Source organism: Enterobacter sp. PL_is511, from assembly GCF_055816065.1.
Genome location: NZ_JBVPGP010000012.1, coordinates 21751 through 40548, shown reverse-complemented (window position 1 = coordinate 40548; position 18798 = coordinate 21751). Strand labels below are relative to the sequence as shown.

Annotated in this window: 20 protein-coding genes; 8 read left to right on the top strand and 12 right to left on the bottom strand. The window is 53.9% G+C overall.

Annotated elements, in window-relative coordinates:
- Nucleotides 1-32 precede the first annotated feature (32 nt).
- The 6 genes from AC0TN7_RS01085 to AC0TN7_RS01060 form a co-directional block, all read right to left on the bottom strand.
- On the bottom strand, nucleotides 33-1283 hold the full coding sequence (locus AC0TN7_RS01085; protein ID WP_152680688.1) for an MFS transporter: 1251 nt from the start codon (nucleotides 1281-1283) through the stop codon (nucleotides 33-35).
- A gap of 131 nt (nucleotides 1284-1414) precedes the next feature.
- On the bottom strand, nucleotides 1415-2368 hold the full coding sequence (locus AC0TN7_RS01080; protein ID WP_024909202.1) for a TIM barrel protein: 954 nt from the start codon (nucleotides 2366-2368) through the stop codon (nucleotides 1415-1417).
- Between the two features lie 8 nt (nucleotides 2369-2376).
- Nucleotides 2377-3081 carry a UTRA domain-containing protein gene (locus AC0TN7_RS01075; RefSeq protein ID WP_048989393.1) on the bottom strand — a complete coding sequence of 235 codons (705 nt, stop codon included), beginning with the start codon at nucleotides 3079-3081 and terminating at the stop codon, nucleotides 2377-2379.
- 188 nt (nucleotides 3082-3269) lie between these two features.
- The gene (gene yiiM, locus AC0TN7_RS01070; RefSeq protein ID WP_463727429.1) at nucleotides 3270-3944 is read right to left on the bottom strand and encodes a 6-hydroxyaminopurine reductase; all 675 of its coding nucleotides are present in this window, start codon (nucleotides 3942-3944) and stop codon (nucleotides 3270-3272) included.
- A 71-nt stretch (nucleotides 3945-4015) separates the two neighbouring features.
- A complete protein-coding gene (sodA, locus tag AC0TN7_RS01065) occupies nucleotides 4016-4636 on the bottom strand; it encodes a superoxide dismutase [Mn] (protein ID WP_003861999.1) in 621 nt (206 codons plus the stop codon).
- Nucleotides 4637-4839: 203 nt separating this feature from the next.
- Nucleotides 4840-5388, bottom strand: a complete 549-nt coding sequence (locus tag AC0TN7_RS01060) for a helix-turn-helix domain-containing protein (protein WP_023309744.1) — start codon at nucleotides 5386-5388, stop codon at nucleotides 4840-4842.
- 102 nt (nucleotides 5389-5490) lie between these two features.
- On the opposite strand from AC0TN7_RS01060, the gene AC0TN7_RS01055 reads away from it, so the two are divergent.
- The gene (locus AC0TN7_RS01055; RefSeq protein WP_023333870.1) at nucleotides 5491-6150 is read left to right on the top strand and encodes an AzlC family ABC transporter permease; all 660 of its coding nucleotides are present in this window, start codon (nucleotides 5491-5493) and stop codon (nucleotides 6148-6150) included.
- Entirely contained in the window at nucleotides 6150-6473 is a 324-nt protein-coding gene (locus tag AC0TN7_RS01050; protein ID WP_024909205.1) for an AzlD domain-containing protein, read from the top strand. Before AC0TN7_RS01055 ends, AC0TN7_RS01050 begins: the two co-directional genes overlap by 1 nt.
- 39 nt (nucleotides 6474-6512) lie before the next feature.
- Here the strand turns inward: AC0TN7_RS01050 and AC0TN7_RS01045 are convergent, their stop codons facing one another.
- Entirely contained in the window at nucleotides 6513-6725 is a 213-nt protein-coding gene (locus AC0TN7_RS01045) for a YdgH/BhsA/McbA family protein (RefSeq protein ID WP_023309747.1), read from the bottom strand.
- 114 nt (nucleotides 6726-6839) lie between these two features.
- Nucleotides 6840-7676 carry a formate dehydrogenase accessory sulfurtransferase FdhD gene (gene fdhD / locus AC0TN7_RS01040; protein WP_061716289.1) on the bottom strand — a complete coding sequence of 279 codons (837 nt, stop codon included), beginning with the start codon at nucleotides 7674-7676 and terminating at the stop codon, nucleotides 6840-6842.
- Between the two features lie 372 nt (nucleotides 7677-8048).
- On the opposite strand from fdhD, the gene fdnG reads away from it, so the two are divergent.
- The 5 genes from fdnG to AC0TN7_RS01015 all read left to right on the top strand — a co-directional run bounded on the left by fdnG (nucleotide 8049) and on the right by AC0TN7_RS01015 (nucleotide 14706).
- Nucleotides 8049-11099, top strand: coding sequence for a formate dehydrogenase-N subunit alpha (gene fdnG / locus AC0TN7_RS01035; protein ID WP_473701769.1), 3051 nt, complete (start codon nucleotides 8049-8051; stop codon nucleotides 11097-11099).
- 12 nt (nucleotides 11100-11111) lie between these two features.
- On the top strand, nucleotides 11112-12014 hold the full coding sequence (fdxH, locus tag AC0TN7_RS01030; RefSeq protein ID WP_008501831.1) for a formate dehydrogenase subunit beta: 903 nt from the start codon (nucleotides 11112-11114) through the stop codon (nucleotides 12012-12014).
- Nucleotides 12011-12646: a formate dehydrogenase cytochrome b556 subunit gene (gene fdoI, locus AC0TN7_RS01025; RefSeq protein ID WP_008501832.1), complete on the top strand. Its 636-nt coding sequence runs from the start codon at nucleotides 12011-12013 to the stop codon at nucleotides 12644-12646. The genes fdxH and fdoI overlap by 4 nt, the downstream gene beginning before the upstream one ends.
- Nucleotides 12643-13572 (top strand): formate dehydrogenase accessory protein FdhE, encoded by a 930-nt coding sequence (fdhE, locus tag AC0TN7_RS01020; RefSeq protein WP_008501833.1) that lies wholly within the window; start codon nucleotides 12643-12645, stop codon nucleotides 13570-13572. The genes fdoI and fdhE overlap by 4 nt, the downstream gene beginning before the upstream one ends.
- Nucleotides 13573-13791: 219 nt before the next feature.
- Nucleotides 13792-14706 carry an alpha/beta hydrolase gene (locus AC0TN7_RS01015; RefSeq protein ID WP_248166368.1) on the top strand — a complete coding sequence of 305 codons (915 nt, stop codon included), beginning with the start codon at nucleotides 13792-13794 and terminating at the stop codon, nucleotides 14704-14706.
- 14 nt (nucleotides 14707-14720) lie between these two features.
- Here the strand turns inward: AC0TN7_RS01015 and fabY are convergent, their stop codons facing one another.
- Genes fabY through yihX form a run of 4 tightly spaced genes read right to left on the bottom strand, consistent with a single transcriptional unit; the run spans nucleotide 14721 to nucleotide 17615 of the window.
- Nucleotides 14721-15662, bottom strand: coding sequence for a fatty acid biosynthesis protein FabY (gene fabY / locus AC0TN7_RS01010; protein WP_023309755.1), 942 nt, complete (start codon nucleotides 15660-15662; stop codon nucleotides 14721-14723).
- A gap of 44 nt (nucleotides 15663-15706) precedes the next feature.
- Nucleotides 15707-16144 carry a D-aminoacyl-tRNA deacylase gene (gene dtd, locus AC0TN7_RS01005; protein ID WP_008501836.1) on the bottom strand — a complete coding sequence of 146 codons (438 nt, stop codon included), beginning with the start codon at nucleotides 16142-16144 and terminating at the stop codon, nucleotides 15707-15709.
- Nucleotides 16141-17022, bottom strand: a complete 882-nt coding sequence (locus tag AC0TN7_RS01000; protein ID WP_061716286.1) for a virulence factor BrkB family protein — start codon at nucleotides 17020-17022, stop codon at nucleotides 16141-16143. The genes dtd and AC0TN7_RS01000 overlap by 4 nt, the downstream gene beginning before the upstream one ends.
- Nucleotides 17016-17615 carry a glucose-1-phosphatase gene (gene yihX, locus AC0TN7_RS00995; RefSeq protein WP_024909213.1) on the bottom strand — a complete coding sequence of 200 codons (600 nt, stop codon included), beginning with the start codon at nucleotides 17613-17615 and terminating at the stop codon, nucleotides 17016-17018. Before yihX ends, AC0TN7_RS01000 begins: the two co-directional genes overlap by 7 nt.
- A gap of 406 nt (nucleotides 17616-18021) precedes the next feature.
- Here yihX and AC0TN7_RS00990 point away from each other — a divergent pair, with 406 nt between their 5' ends.
- Nucleotides 18022-18798, top strand: a complete 777-nt coding sequence (locus AC0TN7_RS00990) for a hypothetical protein (RefSeq protein ID WP_023309758.1) — start codon at nucleotides 18022-18024, stop codon at nucleotides 18796-18798.

The window sequence follows — 18798 nt, the reverse complement described above, 5'->3', positions numbered from 1 at the left end:
CTGTCCCCGGCGTTTGCCGGGGACAGCTGACCTTATACCTCCGCGGTGACTGCCGCGCGGTTCTGCTTTTTGATCCGTTTCACCAGCAGCGTTGAGCAGACGAATCCCATCAGGCTGAACGCGATCATCACGCTAAAAACATAGTTGTAGCCTGCGATACCGGTGTGGGTATCCAGCAGCCAGCCATAAAGCGTGTAAGCAAACATGGCGGGCATGTAACCGATGATGCAGCCAAACGCCATTGCCGAGCCGGCATACTCACGCGGGGTGCCTATCTCATCCATCGGCGCGAAGAAAATGGCGCGCTGCGAGAAAATAATCGCCCCAAAACCTAAGGTTGCCGCCATCCCGATATAGACGTTCATCGATTGGTGGGGTAGCTGCATAAAGACAATCATCGCCGCGGCGGCAATCAGGAAGGTCCACTTCAGGTAGACAGTAGGCGATTTTGCCACTTTATCCGCCAGGAAACCGCCCACCGGTCCCCCCACCATTTTCAGGGCATACTGGTTGATAATGCCGTAGGCTCCCACCAGCGCAACCGGAAGCATATAGATATCTTTGAGGAAAGGGATAAAGTATGTCAGCCCGCAGTAGGCAGCGTACACGAAGAAAATGCCAAACGCGGCCAGCCAGACGTTGGCGCAGGAGAGGATATGTTTGATCCCCTTGAGCACCTCCATGTTGGCACTCCCCTTTTCGCTGCCTTTGACCTTGTCGTCATCGACAATGAAGTAGGTGATCACCCCTGCGACCAGGGTAATCAGCGTGTAGTATAACAGCCCCGCCTGCATGCCCGCTTTGCCTTCCCCGAAGTGCACAAAGACGAACAGTGCCCCGGAGGCAACAACCACGTCCACCACGCCGCGGCCAGCCTCAAGAAAGCCAAACATACGCCCCTGTTCCTCCTGCGTTCCCAGCAGACGCACCGCTTTCAGCAATACTGGCCAGTAAACTACGTCAGCGAAAAAGGCCATCGCCGCAAAACAGAGCAGATACCCGGTAAATGACGGCAGCGTGGATAAGTAGAGGCCGCACAATCCCACGCCGATTAAACCAAACGGCAGCAGTATTTTTTTAGAGTAACGGTCGGCAATATACAGAGAGAGGAACAGGCCCGTTGTCTGGACAATAGTATATACCGTAAAGCTTAAACCAATTTGGGTATTGGTTAATCCCCAGTCATTTTGCATAGGTACATAAAAGACATCTTTCATACTGGAAAGTTTGAATATCGTCCCGCCGCCTAAAATCAAAAAGCAGAGTCGTGCCCATTTATTCATGAACATAATTAACACCCTTAGCGTAGGTTGAGAAAACGTTCTCAATCAGAAAATGAATGCAATAATCCTCAGCCAGCTCAAAATGAAATGGCCTTCATGTTGACGTTCTTTTTTAACGATCTAAATACTAGTCAGGTTGTTATAAATTTTTGACACACGTTACGTATATACTGAATTTGAGAAAGGGCGTGATGTTTTTCCTCCGCAAGACGGGCATCTACCATCGTGCTGTCGGGCAATGGGGTATAGCTCGCATTTCGCCACGGTATCCAGGGGTTATTCCCTTCATCGTCGAAACGGAACGCAGGAGCATAATATTCCACCTCTTCTTCTAAGCCAAAAGAGGTGACCTGGGGTTGCTCATCACCTAAAAGTAGTAATCTTTTTAGCATCTCCTCCACAGGTAGATCACCGTATCCGGTACGACAGGCTTCATGTCCCCAACCTTTCCCCTCGTTAATAATCCGCGCATCTTTAATATGCACCTGGGTAATCAAGGGGGCCATAACCTCTAATGCCGCCAGCGGCTCTTCGTTGGCATTAATCATATTGCCAAAGTCGAACAGAATGGAGAGGTTTTTCATCCCGCTGTTTTTCACCAGCGTCACCAGTTCATGGCCCTGTAAATCTTCATGTTGTTCAATAGTAAAACTCAGGCCGCAATCGTCATAACGAGATAAATACGCAATATCGCTGGCAATTCTATCGAGCACGTCTTTCAGATACCCTTCATAACGCGGGTAGAAGCGCACCGAGGTCGCTCCCGTCGCCAGGGCGATACGGATCGCATCATCCAGCGTCGCTTTATCCGAAGCGCTGGTTTCAATATGAATATCCAGATGATAGCCTTGCGCTTTTTCTTTAAACGTGCGTAACTGTTGGTCATTTAATTTTTGCAGGGATTGCGTTTCACCGTCTTCGACATGAATTTTTACCCCCTTTAATTTCTGCTGATACGCTATATCTAACAAATCACCCGGCAATACGCGTTCGTAGCGCATATTTAAATGAAACGCGTAGGCGTGCAGATAGAGAGGTATATTTCTCGCACGTTCCGCCAGCCGCACTTTATCAATATTTTTCATTTTTCTTCTCATTCATCATGAATAACGAGTTCCACTGATTCAAGGCGCCAGTATTCAAAATCGACCTGCACCACTTTTTTATCCCGTGTCGCTCGGTGTTTTTCCACCAAAATTCCGTAAGTATTCGGTGCCACACCCAGTTCTTTGCAGGCCAGCTCCGGCATATTGACCGGTTTGAAGATCATCTCTTTAATGGTTAAGGTATGACCGAATTCATCTTCCCAAACGCTGGCAAACGACTGATTCTCCAGTTTATGGATATATCCCGGCGCGGTTTCTGCATCAATATATGACTCGTGGTAAAAAACCTTATGTTCATCGAGCCCACACCATCCTGTTACCCGATAGCAATTCTCAGACGCGGGAAACACCCTCTCAACCTGATGCGGCACGCTCTCCATGCTCTCACGGGATAAATAGCCCCAGGAGGGATTTCGCCCCTGGGCACGGGCTTCCGCATTAAAACTGGAGAGGGATTTTGGGTTATAGATAAAGCGCTTAGCAGAAATAAACCAGCCGCTGCGGTTCTTTCTAAATATCCGTGCACCCACCTCCAGCTCAATCAGCACCTGCCGTAAGGTCATGCGTTTGGCATCCAGCAGTTCGCACAACTCGCGCTCAGACGGTAGCTTCGAGCCAGCCGGTAAGTTTTGTTCACTCAGCCAGCGTTCAAAACGTTCCCTGAGCACATCCACGTAGTTTTTTTCTTTCATCCCACACCATCTGGTTTAAACCAATTTGATCATAAGATATTTGAGCCGGAAGAATTCTCAAGTGTTTTTACATGGCCAACACTTTTTTTGTGGGCCATGTATCAGGAATGAAGCAAGGAAAGGTTGAGTACGGTGTAAAAGAAGGGAGCATCCCCCGTTAGCACGGGGGAGACGAACGAAAGAGAAACCTATTTACCCCATAACCGACGGGCATTGTCTTCAATTTTGTTACTGAGCCGCCGTTTTTGCATGGTGCGCGTCCAGCTGGTCGACAACCCCGCCGCCGACAGCAGGCGGTGATACTGTTCGTCATCAAACGGCATATGCCAGGCAATGGCGCAGGCGTCATAAACAGACACATCGCTCAGGCGTGATGCCAGCTCAAGCGGTGCGTCCGCTGAAACCTGCCCAGCCAGCACCACACGGTACAGCCAGCCGGTTTTACCCGCGTTTTGCATCTGAGCCGACATGTCATGAATGCTGAAATGGTAGTTGAGCTTGAAGCACGGCGAGCGCGGCTGCGTCACCTGAATCAGGGCATCGCCCCAGCGGTAAATATCACCGATAAAGACGTTTTGCTCGGTCAGCCCTTCGGTCGAGAGGTTCTCACCGAACGCGGGCGCGACAAACAGATCCGCCTGTTCGGGGAATTCGGCTTTCCAGTGCTGATAGTGCTCGCGCGGGTAGTGGCACAGCGCGCGCTCGGGCCCGCCGTGGATTTTCTTTTCGGCCTGCTCGTCACCCGCCAGCCCGAGGTCGGTAAGCGTCAGCTCACCGTCGACCTGAATTTTAGCGATGGCGCTCGGGCGACTGCCGTCGTACTCCCTTACCTTGCCTGTAAACACGTTCACCGGGTAATGCATTGCTGCCTCCATTACGCAGATACAAAAAAAGCGAGTCATAAGACTCGCTTCTCACAGGCGTCAACGCAACCTTATTTTTTAGCGGCGAAACGTGCTGCAGCTTCGTCCCAGTTCACCACGTCCCAGAAGGCTTTGATGTAGTCCGGGCGACGGTTCTGGAATTTCAGGTAGTAAGCGTGTTCCCACACGTCCAGACCCAGGATTGGGAAGCCCGATGCGCCAGAGATCGCTTCACCCATCAGCGGGGAGTCCTGGTTAGCAGTAGAAACCACCGCCAGTTTGTCACCTTTCAGAACCAGCCACGCCCAGCCAGAGCCGAAACGAGTAGCCGCGGCTTTTTCGAACTCCGCTTTGAAGTTGTCCACGGAACCGAAGTCGCGCTCGATAGCCGCTTTCAGGTCGCCCTGCAGGGTGGTACCGGTTTTCAGGCCTTTCCAGAACAGGCTGTGGTTAGCGTGGCCGCCAGCGTTGTTACGCAGAACGGTTTTCTTGTCCGCTGGCAGCTGGTCCAGCTTGGTGATCAGCTCTTCAACAGGCAGGTTAGCGAACTCTGGCAGGCTTTCCAGCGCGGCGTTCGCGTTGTTCACATAGGTCTGATGGTGTTTAGTGTGATGGATTTCCATCGTCTGCTTGTCGAAATGCGGTTCCAGTGCGTCGTAGGCATACGGCAGGGATGGCAGTGTATAACTCATAATCCTCTCCATTATTGTCGGGCGGCACAGCTGTTAATGCCGCGTAAGCAGTTGGTTCATTATAGTTAATTAAATGATATTGAAAATGATTATCAATGCCGTAGTTTTTATAAGGTTATTCACATTCTGACAAAAGCCAAAATGGGTAATTCACTCAGGAGGTTAACGGAAGATGCTGCCGCGAAGACGACAGCATTGTCGGGTTAGTTTTGTTCCGCCACCAGCAGCGCGTAAGTGTCTGGCTCCAGGGCTTTAAAGATGTGCGGCTGGTCGGCGGGATAACAAATGTAATCCCCTGCGCCGAGCTCTTCCGCCGCGTCAAGCAGGCCAACCAGCGCCCGACCTTGCGTCACAATAATATGTTCAACCGAGCCCGGCGGATGCGGCTGTGAAATACGGTCTGCACCCGGCTGGGTCATCAGAAGATAAACATCGCGGCGCGCGCCGGGGGGGCATGCGGCCAGTAAAATAGCCTCGTAATTAGCCTGTCCGGCGACCACTTTCGTCCCTTCACCGCGGCGGATCACCTGTGTGGTCGGCAACTGCGGCTCAAGCAGGCGGGCGAAAGGAATATCCAGCGCCACGCAAAGCGACCACAGCGTTTCCAGGCTAGGGTTACCGTTGCCGGACTCCAGCTGGGAAAGGGTGGATTTTGCGATCCCGGCACGGCGGGCAATTTCCGCCAGTGAAAGCCCGGTTCGCAGGCGTTCTCGCACCAGACTTTTGGCGATCAGGCTGATCGGCTGCGTCATATAACGGCCTCTTGTTCTATAAAACGAACGAATCGTTCGTCTTGAAAATCAGTTTCGTTGCGTTCATTATAATGGATACACGTTCGATATGGCTAAAATTGTATGAAGCATCATCTCTCTTGCCTGAAAGGCGACACCATAAAAGCAATTATCCTGGTCTGCCTCGCGGTGGGCGTGGTCGGGATGTCCTACGGCTCCCTGGCGATGGCCTACGGTTTCCCGGTCTGGGTACCGTTTGTACTCTCCATCACCGTACTCGCGGGCGCGTCAGAGTTTATGTTTATCGGCATTGTGGCAAGCGGCGGTAACCCACTGGCAGCCGCAGCCGCGGGGTTGCTGGTCAACGCGCGGCACGTGCCGTTTGGCGTGACGGTGCGTGAACTGGTAGGCAAACGCGGCCTGAGCCTGTTGGGTTGCCACATTATGAACGACGAAAGCGTGGTGTTTGGCCTGTCGCAAAAAACCGCCGAGCAGCGTAAGGCCGCCTACTGGCTGTGCGGCTTAGGCGTCGCCATCGTCTGGCCGCTCGGCGCGCTGCTGGGCGCAATGGTTGGCAAACTGTTACCTGACCCGGAAACCATCGGCCTGGACGCGGTATTCCCGGCCATATTACTGGCGCTGGTGGTTCCCGCATTTAAAAACCGTACCACGCTAATCCGCGCCTGCAGCGGTGCCGCGCTATCACTGGCTGCCGTGCCGTTTGCCCCGGTAGGATTACCGGTGCTGCTCTCTTTACTGGGTCTTGCTGCGAGGAAAAAATAATGGGAAATATGACGTTTTTTATTCTCGGCATCGCCATTTTGTCTGCGGGAACGTACCTGATGCGTCTTGGCGGGGCGAAACTGGGCAGCAGGCTGGCACTGTCAGAACGCTCTCAGGCGCTGCTTTCGGACGCGGCAACAGTGCTGCTGTTTTCCGTGGCGCTGGCGACCACGTTTTATGAGGGCGAACATTTCGCAGGAATGGCGCGCGTGCTGGGCGTGGCGTTTGCGGTGTTTTTGGCCTGGCGGAAAATGCCGTTAATTGTGGTGATCGTGGCGGCGGCAGTGGTAACCGCGCTGCTGCGCGTGGCTGGCATAAACTAAAAAAGCGCCCCGGGGGCGCTCTTTCGACGGTGTGACAGCTTATTTCGTCAGTTCAGCGGTCATGTGTACGCGGTTACCTGAGAACGCCTGGGTAATTTTGTAAGATGACGCGCCGGCTTCCTGAGCCTGAGCCGCGATTTTCGCTTCTGCGCCGTCAATGGTTGACGCGGTTGCGGTCACGGTCTGAGCAGCGAAAGAACCGAAAGAAGTAGCCAGAGCGATTACAGCGACAAAAGTTTTGATGCTTTTCATAATATAAACCCTTTCATTAAGTTGTTTAGGTAAGGCACCGTGCCTTGATGAGATAAATACTAGACCTCATCATGAACAACTAAAAGCGGAAGGATTTGCTATTATCATTCAAAATTATTGATTAAGAATTAATCGCTGTGGATGGGTATAAATGGTTGCCCTTCCCGGCTTGCAGAAGCCCACCAGCGTCAGGTTACAGCGCTCCGCCACCTCCACCGCCAGCGTCGTTGCGGCTGAGACCGCAAACAGAATTTCCACACCGCACATCGCGGATTTTTGCACCATCTCGTAGCTGGCCCGGCTGGAAACGAGAGCCGCCCCCTGCTTCCAGACGTCACTTTCACGCGCCCGGCGCCCCAGCAGCTTATCCAGCGCCACATGGCGGCCAACGTCCTCATGCCCACCGGCAATCTCTCCCGACGGCAACACCCATGCCGCCGCGTGCGTACAGCCGCTCAGCTGGCCGATGGGCTGTACATCGTTCAGGTGCTCAAGCGCATGGTCGAGGTGAGCCAGATTAAAGGTCTGAGTAAACGACAATGGCGCAACGGGTTTACCAATATCATTGAGTTGCTCAACGCCACAGACGCCACAGCCGGTACGCCCGGCCAGCGCGCGGCGGCGCTCTTTCAGCCCCATAAAGCGGCGGCTGGAGAGTTCGATTTGCACTTCGAGACCGTTGCAGGCCTGCACCACGTCCATGCCGTAGATGTCTTGCGGATGCTCGATGATGCCTTCCGAGAGGGAAAAACCGATGGCGAACAGCTCAAGATCTTTTGGCGAAGCCATCATCACGACATGCGAGATACCGTTGTAAACGAGCGCAACGGGCACCTCTTCCGCCAGAAAATCCGGCGTGGCATGGGTGATGTGGGGCGGTCTGTGTACCGACAGTTCCACAATGCCCGCAGGCAGTGGTGACGAGTGGGGAGCACGGTTTTGTTTAGACACAGCGGTATTCCTGAACAACCACGGAGGTGAGCCTGCTATTGCAGCATAATCCACAGGCGTTACGCATAGTATGGATCAACTTTTCGACAACCATTCTCCTACTCATTTAGCAGGGGTGCAACCTGCCACCGGCTACACCGCTTTAACATGCAGAGCTGTTAATGTGATCAATATCACACTTTATAATCAACATGGTGATAATACGTTCACTTTGTATTAACGCCATTAGAACAGCGGTACCGACAATGTGGTATTCTGATGATATCCCTCGTGGAATTGAGGGATTAACGCAAATTTTTCTCCTTTGCGGTCATTCTTCAACCGCGAAGTCAAAACTACATATGTAAGCAATGTCGAAACAAGGAGTGACCCATGCAGGTCAGCAGAAGGCAGTTCTTTAAGATCTGCGCTGGCGGTATGGCAGGCACCACGGCAGCGGCACTGGGCTTTGCGCCCGGCGTAGCGCTGGCGGAAACGCGGCAGTATAAACTGCTGCGCACCCGTGAAACCCGTAATACCTGTACGTACTGCTCTGTCGGTTGCGGGCTGTTAATGTATAGCCTCGGCGACGGTGCTAAAAACGCCAAAGCGTCTATTTTCCATATCGAAGGCGACCCGGATCATCCGGTCAACCGCGGCGCATTGTGCCCGAAAGGGGCCGGTCTGGTGGACTTTATCCACTCCGAAAGCCGCCTCAAATTCCCTGAATATCGCGCGCCTGGCTCCGACAAATGGCAGCAAATCAGCTGGGAAGAGGCGTTTGATCGCATCGCAAAACACATTAAAGAAGACCGCGATGCCAACTTTGTTGAGAAGAACGCCGACGGCGTTACGGTCAACCGCTGGCTCTCCACCGGGATGCTGTGTGCCTCTGCTTCCAGCAACGAAACCGGTTATTTAACCCAGAAATTTACGCGCGCACTCGGTATGCTCGCGGTCGACAACCAGGCGCGTGTCTGACACGGACCAACGGTAGCAAGTCTTGCTCCAACATTTGGTCGCGGTGCGATGACCAACCACTGGGTCGACATCAAGAACGCCAACCTCATTGTGGTGATGGGCGGTAACGCCGCTGAAGCGCACCCTGTCGGGTTCCGCTGGGCGATGGAAGCCAAAATCCACAACGGTGCGAAACTGATTGTGATCGATCCCCGCTTTACGCGTACTGCGTCAGTGGCGGATTTCTACACCCCTATTCGTTCAGGTACTGACATCACTTTCCTGTCAGGCGTATTGCTGTACCTGATGACCAACGAAAAATACAACCGCGAATACACCGAAGCCTATACCAACGCTAGCCTGATCGTGCGTGAGGATTACCACTTCGAAGATGGCCTGTTCAGCGGTTACGACGCCGAAAAACGCAAGTACGATAAAACCAGCTGGAACTACGAGCTGGATGAGAAAGGCTTTGCGAAGCGCGACACCACCCTGCAACACCCGCGCTGCGTGTGGAACCTGCTGAAAGAGCACGTCTCCCGCTACACGCCGGAGGTTGTCGAAAACATCTGTGGTACGCCGAAGGCGGACTTCCTGAAGGTGTGCGAGCTGATCGCCGAAACCAGCGCGAAGGACAAAACCGCGTCGTTCCTGTACGCCCTCGGCTGGACGCAGCACTCCATCGGCGCGCAGAACATCCGTACCATGGCGATGGTTCAGCTCCTGCTCGGCAACATAGGGATGGCAGGCGGCGGCGTGAACGCCCTGCGCGGTCACTCCAACATTCAGGGTCTGACCGACCTCGGCCTGCTGTCTCAAAGCCTGCCGGGTTACATGAACCTGCCAAGCGAGAAACAGACCGACCTGCAAACCTACCTGAAGGCCAGCACGCCTAAACCGCTGCTTGAAGGCCAGGTGAACTACTGGGGCAACTATCCGAAGTTCTTCGTCTCCATGATGAAAGCGTTCTTCGGCGATAAAGCGACGGCGGAAAACAGCTGGGGCTTTGACTGGCTGCCGAAGTGGGACAAAGGCTACGACGTGCTGCAGTATTTCGAGATGATGCACCAGGGCAAAGTGAACGGCTATCTGTGCCAGGGCTTTAACCCGGTGGCATCGTTCCCGAACAAGAACAAGGTTGTTGAGTCTCTGTCGAAGCTGAAGTTCCTGGTGACGATTGACCCGCTCAATACCGAGACCTCGACCTTCTGGCAGAACCACGGTGAATCGAACGACGTCGATCCGTCGAAGATTCAGACCGAAGTGTTCCGTCTGCCGTCAACCTGCTTCGCGGAAGAGAACGGGTCTATCGTTAACTCCGGACGCTGGCTGCAGTGGCACTGGAAAGGCGCGGACGCCCCGGGCATCGCCATGAACGACGGCGAGATCCTGGCCGGTATCTTCTTGCGCCTGCGTAAGATGTATGCGGAAGAAGGCGGCGCGAACCCGGAACCGGTCCTGAACATGACCTGGAACTACTCGACGCCGGAAAACCCTGCGCCAGAAGAAGTGGCGATGGAGAGCAACGGTAAGGCGCTGGCGGACGTTATCGACCCGGCCACCGGCACCGTGCTGGCGAAGAAAGGCGATCAGCTTAGTACCTTCGCCCACCTGCGCGATGACGGTACCACGTCAAGCGGCTGCTGGATCTTTGCCGGTAGCTGGACGCCGAAGGGCAACCAGATGGCCAACCGCGATAACGCCGATCCGTCGGGCCTCGGCAATACGCTGGGCTGGGCATGGGCGTGGCCGCTTAACCGCCGCATCCTCTATAACCGCGCATCCGCTGACCCGCAGGGCAACCCGTGGGATCCGAAGCGTCAGCTTCTGAAGTGGGACGGCGCGAAATGGGGCGGCGTGGATATTCCGGACTACAGCACTGCCGCACCGGGCAGCGACGTTGGGCCGTTTATCATGCAGCCTGAAGGGATGGGACGCCTGTTTGCTATCGATAAGATGGCGGAAGGTCCGTTCCCGGAACACTACGAGCCGTTTGAGACGCCGCTGGGCACCAACCCGCTGCACCCGAACGTGGTCTCTAACCCGGCTGCCCGTATCTTCAAGGGCGACTTTGAAGCGCTGGGTAAAAAAGACAAGTTCCCGTACGTGGGTACCACCTACCGTCTGACCGAGCATTTCCACTACTGGACCAAGCACGCGCTGCTTAACGCCATCGCGCAGCCGGAACAGTTTGTGGAGATCGGCGAGAAGCTGGCGAACAAGCTCGGGATTGCCCATGGCGATACCGTGAAGGTCTCCTCTAACCGCGGCTACATTAAAGCCAAGGCGGTGGTGACCAAGCGTATTCGCACGCTGAACGTTCACGGTCAGCAGGTGGATACCATCGGTATTCCGATTCACTGGGGTTATGAGGGCGTGGCGAAGAAAGGGTTCATTGCGAACACCCTGACGCCGTTCGTCGGTGATGCGAACACGCAGACGCCGGAGTTTAAGGCCTTCCTCGTGAACGTGGAAAAGGTGTAACGGAGACGACTTATGGCTTATCAATCTCAAGACATTATCCGTCGTTCCGCGACTAACGGTTTCACGCCCGCGCCTCAGGCGCGGGACCACCAGCAGGAAGTGGCGAAGCTTATCGACGTGACCACCTGTATCGGCTGTAAAGCCTGTCAGGTGGCGTGTTCAGAGTGGAACGATCTGCGTGACGAAGTGGGTCACAACGTCGGGGTGTACGACAACCCGGCGGACCTGACCGCCAAGTCCTGGACGGTGATGCGTTTCTCGGAAGTGGAGCAGAACGACAAACTGGAATGGCTTATCCGCAAAGACGGCTGTATGCACTGTGCGGATCCGGGCTGCCTGAAGGCATGTCCGTCAGAAGGGGCTATCATTCAGTATGCCAACGGCATCGTCGACTTCCAGTCCGAACAGTGCATCGGCTGCGGCTACTGCATCGCGGGCTGTCCGTTCGACGTACCGCGCCTGAACCCGGAAGACAACCGCGTCTACAAATGCACCCTGTGCGTGGACCGCGTTACCGTCGGCCAGGAGCCTGCGTGCGTGAAGACCTGCCCAACCGGCGCGATCCACTTTGGCTCCAAAGAGGATATGAAAACGCTGGCGGCAGAACGCGTGGGCGAGCTGAAAACCCGTGGTTACGACAACGCGGGCCTGTACGATCCGGCCGGGGTTGGCGGTACGCACGTGATGTACGTGCTGCACCACGCCGACAAGCCGAATCTGTATCACGGCCTGCCGGAGAACCCGGAAATCAGCGCCACCGTGAAGTTCTGGAAAGGCATCTGGAAACCGCTGGCAGCGGTGGGCTTTGCTGCCACCTTCGCAGCGAGCATCTTCCACTACGTCGGCGTCGGTCCGAACCGCGCGGAAGAGGAAGACGACAACCTGCATGAAGAGAAAGACGAGGTGCGCAAATGAGAAAACGTGACACCATCGTGCGCTACACCGCGCCGGAACGCATCAACCACTGGGTCACCGCCTTCTGCTTCATGCTGGCGGCGATAAGCGGGCTGGGGTTCTTCTTCCCGTCCTTCAACTGGCTGATGCAGATCATGGGGACACCACAGCTGGCGCGCATCCTGCACCCGTTTGTAGGCGTCATCATGTTCGCGTCGTTCATCATTATGTTTTTCCGCTACTGGCACCATAACCTAATCAATCGGGATGATATCTTTTGGGCGAAGAATATTCGTAAGATCGTCGTCAACGAGGAAGTGGGTGATACCGGGCGTTATAACTTCGGCCAGAAATGCGTATTCTGGGCGGCGATTATCTTCCTGGTCCTGTTGCTGGTGAGCGGCGTGATCATCTGGCGTCCGTACTTTGCGCCTGCTTTCTCAATCCCGGTGATCCGATTCGCGCTGATGCTGCATTCATTTGCCGCAGTGGCGTTAATTGTGGTTATCATGGTGCATATCTACGCCGCCCTTTGGGTGAAAGGCACCATTACCGCGATGGTGGAAGGATGGGTAACCAGTACGTGGGCGAAGAAGCATCACCCGCGCTGGTACCGTGAAGTCCGCCAGAAACAGGAAAAGTCATCTGAATGAGTATTCGCATAATCCCGCAAGATGAGCTGGGGTCGAGCGAGAAACGCACGGCGGATTATATTCCGCCGTTGTTATTCCCCAGACTCAAGAACCTCTACAACCGCCGCGCAGAGCGTCTGCGCGAGCTGGCAGAGAACAACCCGCTGGGCGATTTTCTGCGTTTTGCCGCACTGGTCGCCCACGCGCAGGAAGTGGTGCTGTACGATCACCCGCTGCAAATGGATCTGACCGCGCGCATCAAAGAAGCCAACGCGCAGGGCAAGCCGCCGCTGGACATTCACGTCCTGCCGCGCGACAAGCACTGGCAAAAGCTGCTGCATTCGCTCATTGCCGAGCTGAAGCCGGAGATGAGCGGTACCGCGCTGGCGGTCATTGAGAATCTGGAAAAAGCGTCCGAACAAGAGCTGGAAGAGATGGCGAGCGCGCTGTTTGCCTCTGACTTCTCGCTGGTGAGCAGCGATAAAGCGCCGTTTATCTGGGCTGCCCTGTCGCTCTACTGGGCGCAAATGGCGAGCCTGATCCCGGGTAAAGCGCGCGCCGAATACGGCGAGGCGCGCCAGTTCTGCCCGGTCTGCGGCTCTATGCCGGTCTCCAGCATGGTGCAAATCGGCACCACTCAGGGGCTGCGCTACCTGCACTGCAACCTGTGTGAAACCGAGTGGCACGTGGTGCGCATCAAGTGCAGCAACTGCGAACAGACCCGCGATCTGAACTACTGGTCGCTGGAAAATGAAGACGCGGCGGTGAAAGCCGAAAGCTGCGGCGACTGCGGCACTTACCTGAAGATTCTGTATCAGGAAAAAGACCCGAAAGTCGAAGCGGTGGCCGACGATCTCGCCTCGCTGATTCTGGACGCGAAAATGGAGCAGGAGGGCTTTGCCCGCAGCTCGATCAACCCGTTCCTGTTCCCGGGTGAAGGGGAGTAATTCCCTGTGACAGTGCCGGGCAGCGCGTGCTTGCCCGGCCTGTAATTCGACAGCAAGACCCGCCGCCTTTCATGCCAGATACCCTCCATTCTCGTTGAGAGACGCGTTATCGTCTTTGCGAGGCGCTTTCCAGCTTGTTGCCCTCAACAATATTCTTGTTTTCTTTTGAATCAAACCAGGCTATAAAACTGTTCATCCATACAGTAAAAGGGAATTTTCATGGCGCTGGAACAGGGTATTGCACAACTGGTTCAGGGATTTATCGCTGCAGGTCGACCCTCGTCACGTCGCCAGAGCATTGAGGTGCGACGAGCAGGCTATATTGCCAGCACGGGGCTTTCCGGGGAGACCGAAACGCGCGTACAGGTGGAGACGCTTGTTCTTGAGGGTCTTACCATTCGGGTATTTTCACCTCTCAATGCACCTGAAATATTGCCTGCAGCCATCTACTATCACGGTGGATGCTTTATCAGCGGCGGCTTTGATACCCATGACAACCAACTTCGGCAGTTAGCCTGCTACAGTAACTGCCGGGTGATTGCGATTCAGTACAGGCTGGCGCCGGAGCATACCTTCCCCGCCGCACATGACGATGCGGAAAGAGGTGCGGAACTGGTATGGCAATATGCGGACAAATTAGGCGTCGACAGGAACCGGCTCACCCTTTGCGGAGACAGCGCGGGGGGACATCTTGCGCTGGTAACGTCATTGCGGCTCAACGCGAAAGGGCGATGGAAACCCGCACAGCTTATTCTTATCTACCCCATGCTCGACGCCACCGCCAGTTTTGAAAGCTATGCCCTCAATGGCACGGATTACGTTATCACCCGGGATACTCTGCTCAGCGGGTATGAAATGTATCTCGCAGAGACTGACCGTCAGCATCCCGAAGCGAGCCCGATGTGGCGCGATGATTTTTACGGGCTTCCGCCAGTGCACATCATTACCGCAGAGTACGATCCGCTGTGCGATGAGGGAGAAATGTTGTATCAGCATCTGACTGAGCAGGGTGTGAAGTGTACCGCTCAGCGCTGGCTGGGCGTCATCCATGGCTTCTTTCAGCTTGGCGGCGTTAGCCAGTCAGCGCGAGACGTTATGCGGGATATCGCCGGGCGAATTCAGCACGCCCGGTAAGAGTGAACAGGAGATTACTCCTCCTCGTTCCCACCCTCTTCATACGCGCCGAAGGGCTTCGCCGGAAGAACGATATAGGTGCCTTCAAACACCGCGCCCGGTGTTTTATCGCCAAACAGTTCAACCTGCATTTGTACGCGAGCCTTGCGGCCACGTGCCAGACGGTCCAGATCGCCGCCCAGTGACCCCAGATCGGCCACCGCGCTCGGCTTGCCGCTGATCGGTGCACTATAGCGGATGTGAGCATCGGCCAGAATGATGGTGCCGCCCAGATGGCGCTCGCGCAGCATCAGCCAGATCAGTCCCCAGCCGGTGAGCGTGGCCAGTGAGAACAGGCTGCCGGCAAACAGCGTGTGGTGCGGGTTCTGATTGCCGGTTTCCGGCATGGTGGTAATAAATTTTTGTCCGGTGTACTGCTGAATGCGCACGCCCATTTTTTCACTGAGCGGAATGTGCTGATACCAGGCCTGCTGGAGCTGTCCGCACCAGTCGGCGCGATGCAGAATATCGTCCAGCGTGGCGATGGGTTTGATCATCAAAAAATGACGAATCGGCGTGGTTTGCGGGGTCGTGATCTCCCCCTGATTCACAAAACCAAGTTTGGCAAAGAATTCTACGGCATCTTCGCGGGCGCTACAGGTGACGCGCTTAACGCCTTCCTGACGGGCGACGGACTCCAGGGTCATCGCCATTAGCGTCCCCAGACCTTTGTCCTGCACGGAGGGATGAACCGCCATAAAGCGAATAGACGCTTCGTTATCGGCGTTGATATACAAACGCCCGACGGCGACGAGGTTACCCTCTTCGTCCATCACCATCTGATGGTGGGCCATCGCGTCCCAGGCGTCGCGTTCAGAGCCTTTTGGCTGATGCAGTGGCTTGCGCAGCATTTCCCAGCGGAACTGGTAATAAGCGTCTAACTCTTCTTCCGTTTGCGGTACTCGAAGGTGATACATAGCTGTACTCTCTCTTGTTACCCGCGGCCACGCCGCCAGTATGCTCATACCTGGAGCCAGAATGTGACGGGGCCATCGTTCACCAGCGACACCTGCATATCTGCAGCGAATCGTCCGGTTTGCGTATTCATTTCCTGCTGGCGACAACGCTCAACAAAGTACTCGTAAAGTGCTTCTGCACGATCCGGCGCGGCGCCTTTAGAGAAGCTCGGGCGCATGCCGCGCTCGGTATCCGCTGCCAGCGTAAACTGGGAAACCACCAGCACGCTGCCGCCCGCCTGCTGGACGTTCAGGTTCATCTTGCCTTCCGCATCGCTGAAAATACGGTAGCCCAGCACGCGTTCACATAAGCGGTTGGCTTTTTGTTCGTCGTCATCCTTTTCGACACCTAACAACACCAAAAGTCCTGGGCCAATTTCACCCGTCACCTCTCCCTCCACGGTGACGCTGGCACGGGTTACGCGCTGTATCAATGCAATCATGGTTGGTCTGCTTCTTGTTGTTTTTCAGCTGCTGCTGCTTTTTTCAGTTCGCGGTAAACACCGAGAGTGACAGTTATTTCGGCACCAAGCAAGACGATACACCAGGTCCAGTAGACCCAGACAAACAAAATGGGGATCACCGCCAGCACGCCGTAAATAAGCTGATAGGACGGAAACATGGTGATGTAGAGGGCAAACCCTTTTTTACCGAGCTCAAAAAGCAACGCCGCCACCAGCGCCCCCACAACCGCATCGCGGTTAGGCACGCGCGTGGTCGGCACGACGCTATAGAGCAGCCAGAACGAGAGCCACGACAGGATCAACGGGAAGATGCGAAGCGCATTATCAATTACGCCGTTTAACTCACTCGCCCAGCGCAAGGAGAGAAGATACGAACTGATCGCCAGGCTCGCCCCGGCCAGCAGCGGCCCCAGCGTGAGAATCATCCAGTACACGGCAAAGGAATACACCTTTGGCCGCGCTTTTTTGCTCCGCCAGATCGTGTTCAGCGCGTTATCGATGGCGTACATCAACAGCAGCGCGGTGACGATAAGCCCGCATGCCCCCACAGCCGTCATCTTGCTGGAATTGGCGACAAACTGCTCAATGTAGTTCTGGATGACATCCCCGGTTGCAGGAATGAAATTCGCGAAGACAAAATGACGAAGCTGCAGGCTGACGTCCGCAAACATCGGAAAGGCGGAAAACAGGGCAAAGATAACCGCCACCAGCGGTACTAATGAGAGCAACGACACGTAGGCGAGGTTACCCGCCAGCGTGGTCATATTGTCCTCATCAATACGGTGCCAGAGCAGTTTCAGCCAGGCCCGCAGCGGGCGAGTATGGTGCGTGGCTTTTTGATGAACGGTTTTTAGCATAGCTGCTTCGCGAAGTAGTTTGGTATCGTCTCTTTTCCGGTCACCAGAATTGACGTGATACCCAACTGATTAGCTCCCTCTATATTATCAGCGTTGTCATCGAAAAAGACCGCATCGGCCGCGGTGAATCCCTCTGACTGCAGAACAGCCTGGTAAATTCGCGCTTCAGGCTTACGCATACCCATCTCCTGCGAAAGATAGATCTTATCTGCCGCCGCCTTAACTTCAGGGTATTCCTCAGGCCAGAACGTCGTGTGCAGACGGTTGGTATTTGATAGCACAACGACCCGATGCCCCTGCTCGCGCAGTTTGTGCATGATGTCGATCACCTCAGGCCGAATGGCGACAAATACCGCCTGCCAGCCGTGTGAAAACTGCTCGTAGCTTAACGGTAGATCCATCTCCTGACAGAAACGTTCCGCGAATTCCTCATCACTGATCTCGCCCCGCTCATGCTGATGGAAGGTCTCGCCCATCGCGAAATTCTGCTTCAGTGTCGCCAGCGGAACGCGGCTAAAGTCGCTCCACGCACCCAGCACGCGATTAAAATCGATATCGACGATTACGTTTCCTAAATCAAAGATATAAAGCATGGTTATCTCCTGCTCGCCGTGGAGAGGTAACTGTAGCGGGAAAGATAAAGTTTGGCTATGCACGAGATTCAGCTGAGAGGGAGCAGTATGAAGAACAAAAATTTAGCCCGGGAAGATGATATTGGCTTTCGGGCGATAGGCTGGGATGAGTTTTATTTAAGTGCGTTTTTGCGAAGATATACGTTTTAGTTCATTTTGCAAAAAATTATAGAAAAACGCTTCCATAAGCTTTTTCTCATCACCATATTCCCCCAGTTTTTTCCATGGCAATCCCATTTCTCGCGGCTTTGCGAGAAATTGCAACAAGTTTACTTTACTTAAATTTACATTTAGATACAAATACTCTATTTATCTTCTTTTTTATAATGCTAAGTTTACATTACTTTACACATGGAGCTGCACTTTCGTGAAGATTAAAAAGGGATACGTCCTCAGTGCCGTATTAATAGCAATACTCTGCGCATTCGCTATTTATTCATACAATGCCTACCAATTTAAAAAAGCCAGCAGAGATATTTTATATCAACTCTCTAGCCAATTAATTGTGAAGCAAGGGCTTGAACCAAAATCTTCAACCCACCTCGTTTTTGATACGTTATATATCGACGGAAACATATCCAAAGATGATGACAAAATCATTGTGGGACTTATCAAAAAAAACCTTATCCCTGTCAGAACAATATCGATAAACAGTGGTGGCGGCGATGTCGAAACTGCAATCAATATAGCACGAATTATTCATGATAAAGAAATTAACATTGAGGTCAGGCGATTATGCCTTTCTTCCTGTGCTAACTATCTTTTCCCAGCGGCAAAAAACAAAATCATCAACTATGGTTCGATTATTGGTTTCCATGGGTCACCTAATTCTGATGACAATAAGTTAACAACTACAGTTAATGGAGAAATCAATACAGACACAACGATAACAGATCGCATTTTCTCAGAAATAAGAAAAACGGATAAAGCATTCTACAAAGAAATAAATGTGTCATGGATGATGCCACTTTGCGGGCAAAAAGAAAATATTGGTGATCCAGACACAGGTCTGTCGACGTACAGCGAAAAGGATTTTACGCGTTTTGGCGTAAAAAACATTTCATTCACGGATGGTGAAATGGTATGGAAAAAGTCTATGGATATTATGGGTATACCTTTTGCTCACTATTGCAAGGAACATTAA

Excerpts from the sequence above, each read along its gene's own strand:
- sodA (WP_003861999.1), bottom strand. The coding sequence starts at position 4,636 with ATGAGTTATACACTGCCATCCCTGCCGTATGCCTACGACGCACTGGAA.
- yihX (WP_024909213.1), bottom strand. The coding sequence starts at position 17,615 with ATGCTTTATATCTTTGATTTAGGAAACGTAATCGTCGATATCGATTTT.
- fdhE (WP_008501833.1), top strand. The coding sequence starts at position 12,643 with ATGAGTATTCGCATAATCCCGCAAGATGAGCTGGGGTCGAGCGAGAAA.
- AC0TN7_RS01045 (WP_023309747.1), bottom strand. The coding sequence starts at position 6,725 with ATGAAAAGCATCAAAACTTTTGTCGCTGTAATCGCTCTGGCTACTTCT.
- AC0TN7_RS01085 (WP_152680688.1), bottom strand. The coding sequence starts at position 1,283 with ATGAATAAATGGGCACGACTCTGCTTTTTGATTTTAGGCGGCGGGACG.
- AC0TN7_RS01075 (WP_048989393.1), bottom strand. The coding sequence starts at position 3,081 with ATGAAAGAAAAAAACTACGTGGATGTGCTCAGGGAACGTTTTGAACGC.
- AC0TN7_RS01060 (WP_023309744.1), bottom strand. The coding sequence starts at position 5,388 with ATGACGCAGCCGATCAGCCTGATCGCCAAAAGTCTGGTGCGAGAACGC.
- fdxH (WP_008501831.1), top strand. The coding sequence starts at position 11,112 with ATGGCTTATCAATCTCAAGACATTATCCGTCGTTCCGCGACTAACGGT.
- AC0TN7_RS01015 (WP_248166368.1), top strand. The coding sequence starts at position 13,792 with ATGGCGCTGGAACAGGGTATTGCACAACTGGTTCAGGGATTTATCGCT.
- AC0TN7_RS01080 (WP_024909202.1), bottom strand. The coding sequence starts at position 2,368 with ATGAAAAATATTGATAAAGTGCGGCTGGCGGAACGTGCGAGAAATATA.
- AC0TN7_RS01055 (WP_023333870.1), top strand. The coding sequence starts at position 5,491 with ATGAAGCATCATCTCTCTTGCCTGAAAGGCGACACCATAAAAGCAATT.
- fdoI (WP_008501832.1), top strand. The coding sequence starts at position 12,011 with ATGAGAAAACGTGACACCATCGTGCGCTACACCGCGCCGGAACGCATC.
- fabY (WP_023309755.1), bottom strand. The coding sequence starts at position 15,662 with ATGTATCACCTTCGAGTACCGCAAACGGAAGAAGAGTTAGACGCTTAT.
- yiiM (WP_463727429.1), bottom strand. The coding sequence starts at position 3,944 with ATGCATTACCCGGTGAACGTGTTTACAGGCAAGGTAAGGGAGTACGAC.
- AC0TN7_RS01050 (WP_024909205.1), top strand. The coding sequence starts at position 6,150 with ATGGGAAATATGACGTTTTTTATTCTCGGCATCGCCATTTTGTCTGCG.
- dtd (WP_008501836.1), bottom strand. The coding sequence starts at position 16,144 with ATGATTGCATTGATACAGCGCGTAACCCGTGCCAGCGTCACCGTGGAG.
- AC0TN7_RS01000 (WP_061716286.1), bottom strand. The coding sequence starts at position 17,022 with ATGCTAAAAACCGTTCATCAAAAAGCCACGCACCATACTCGCCCGCTG.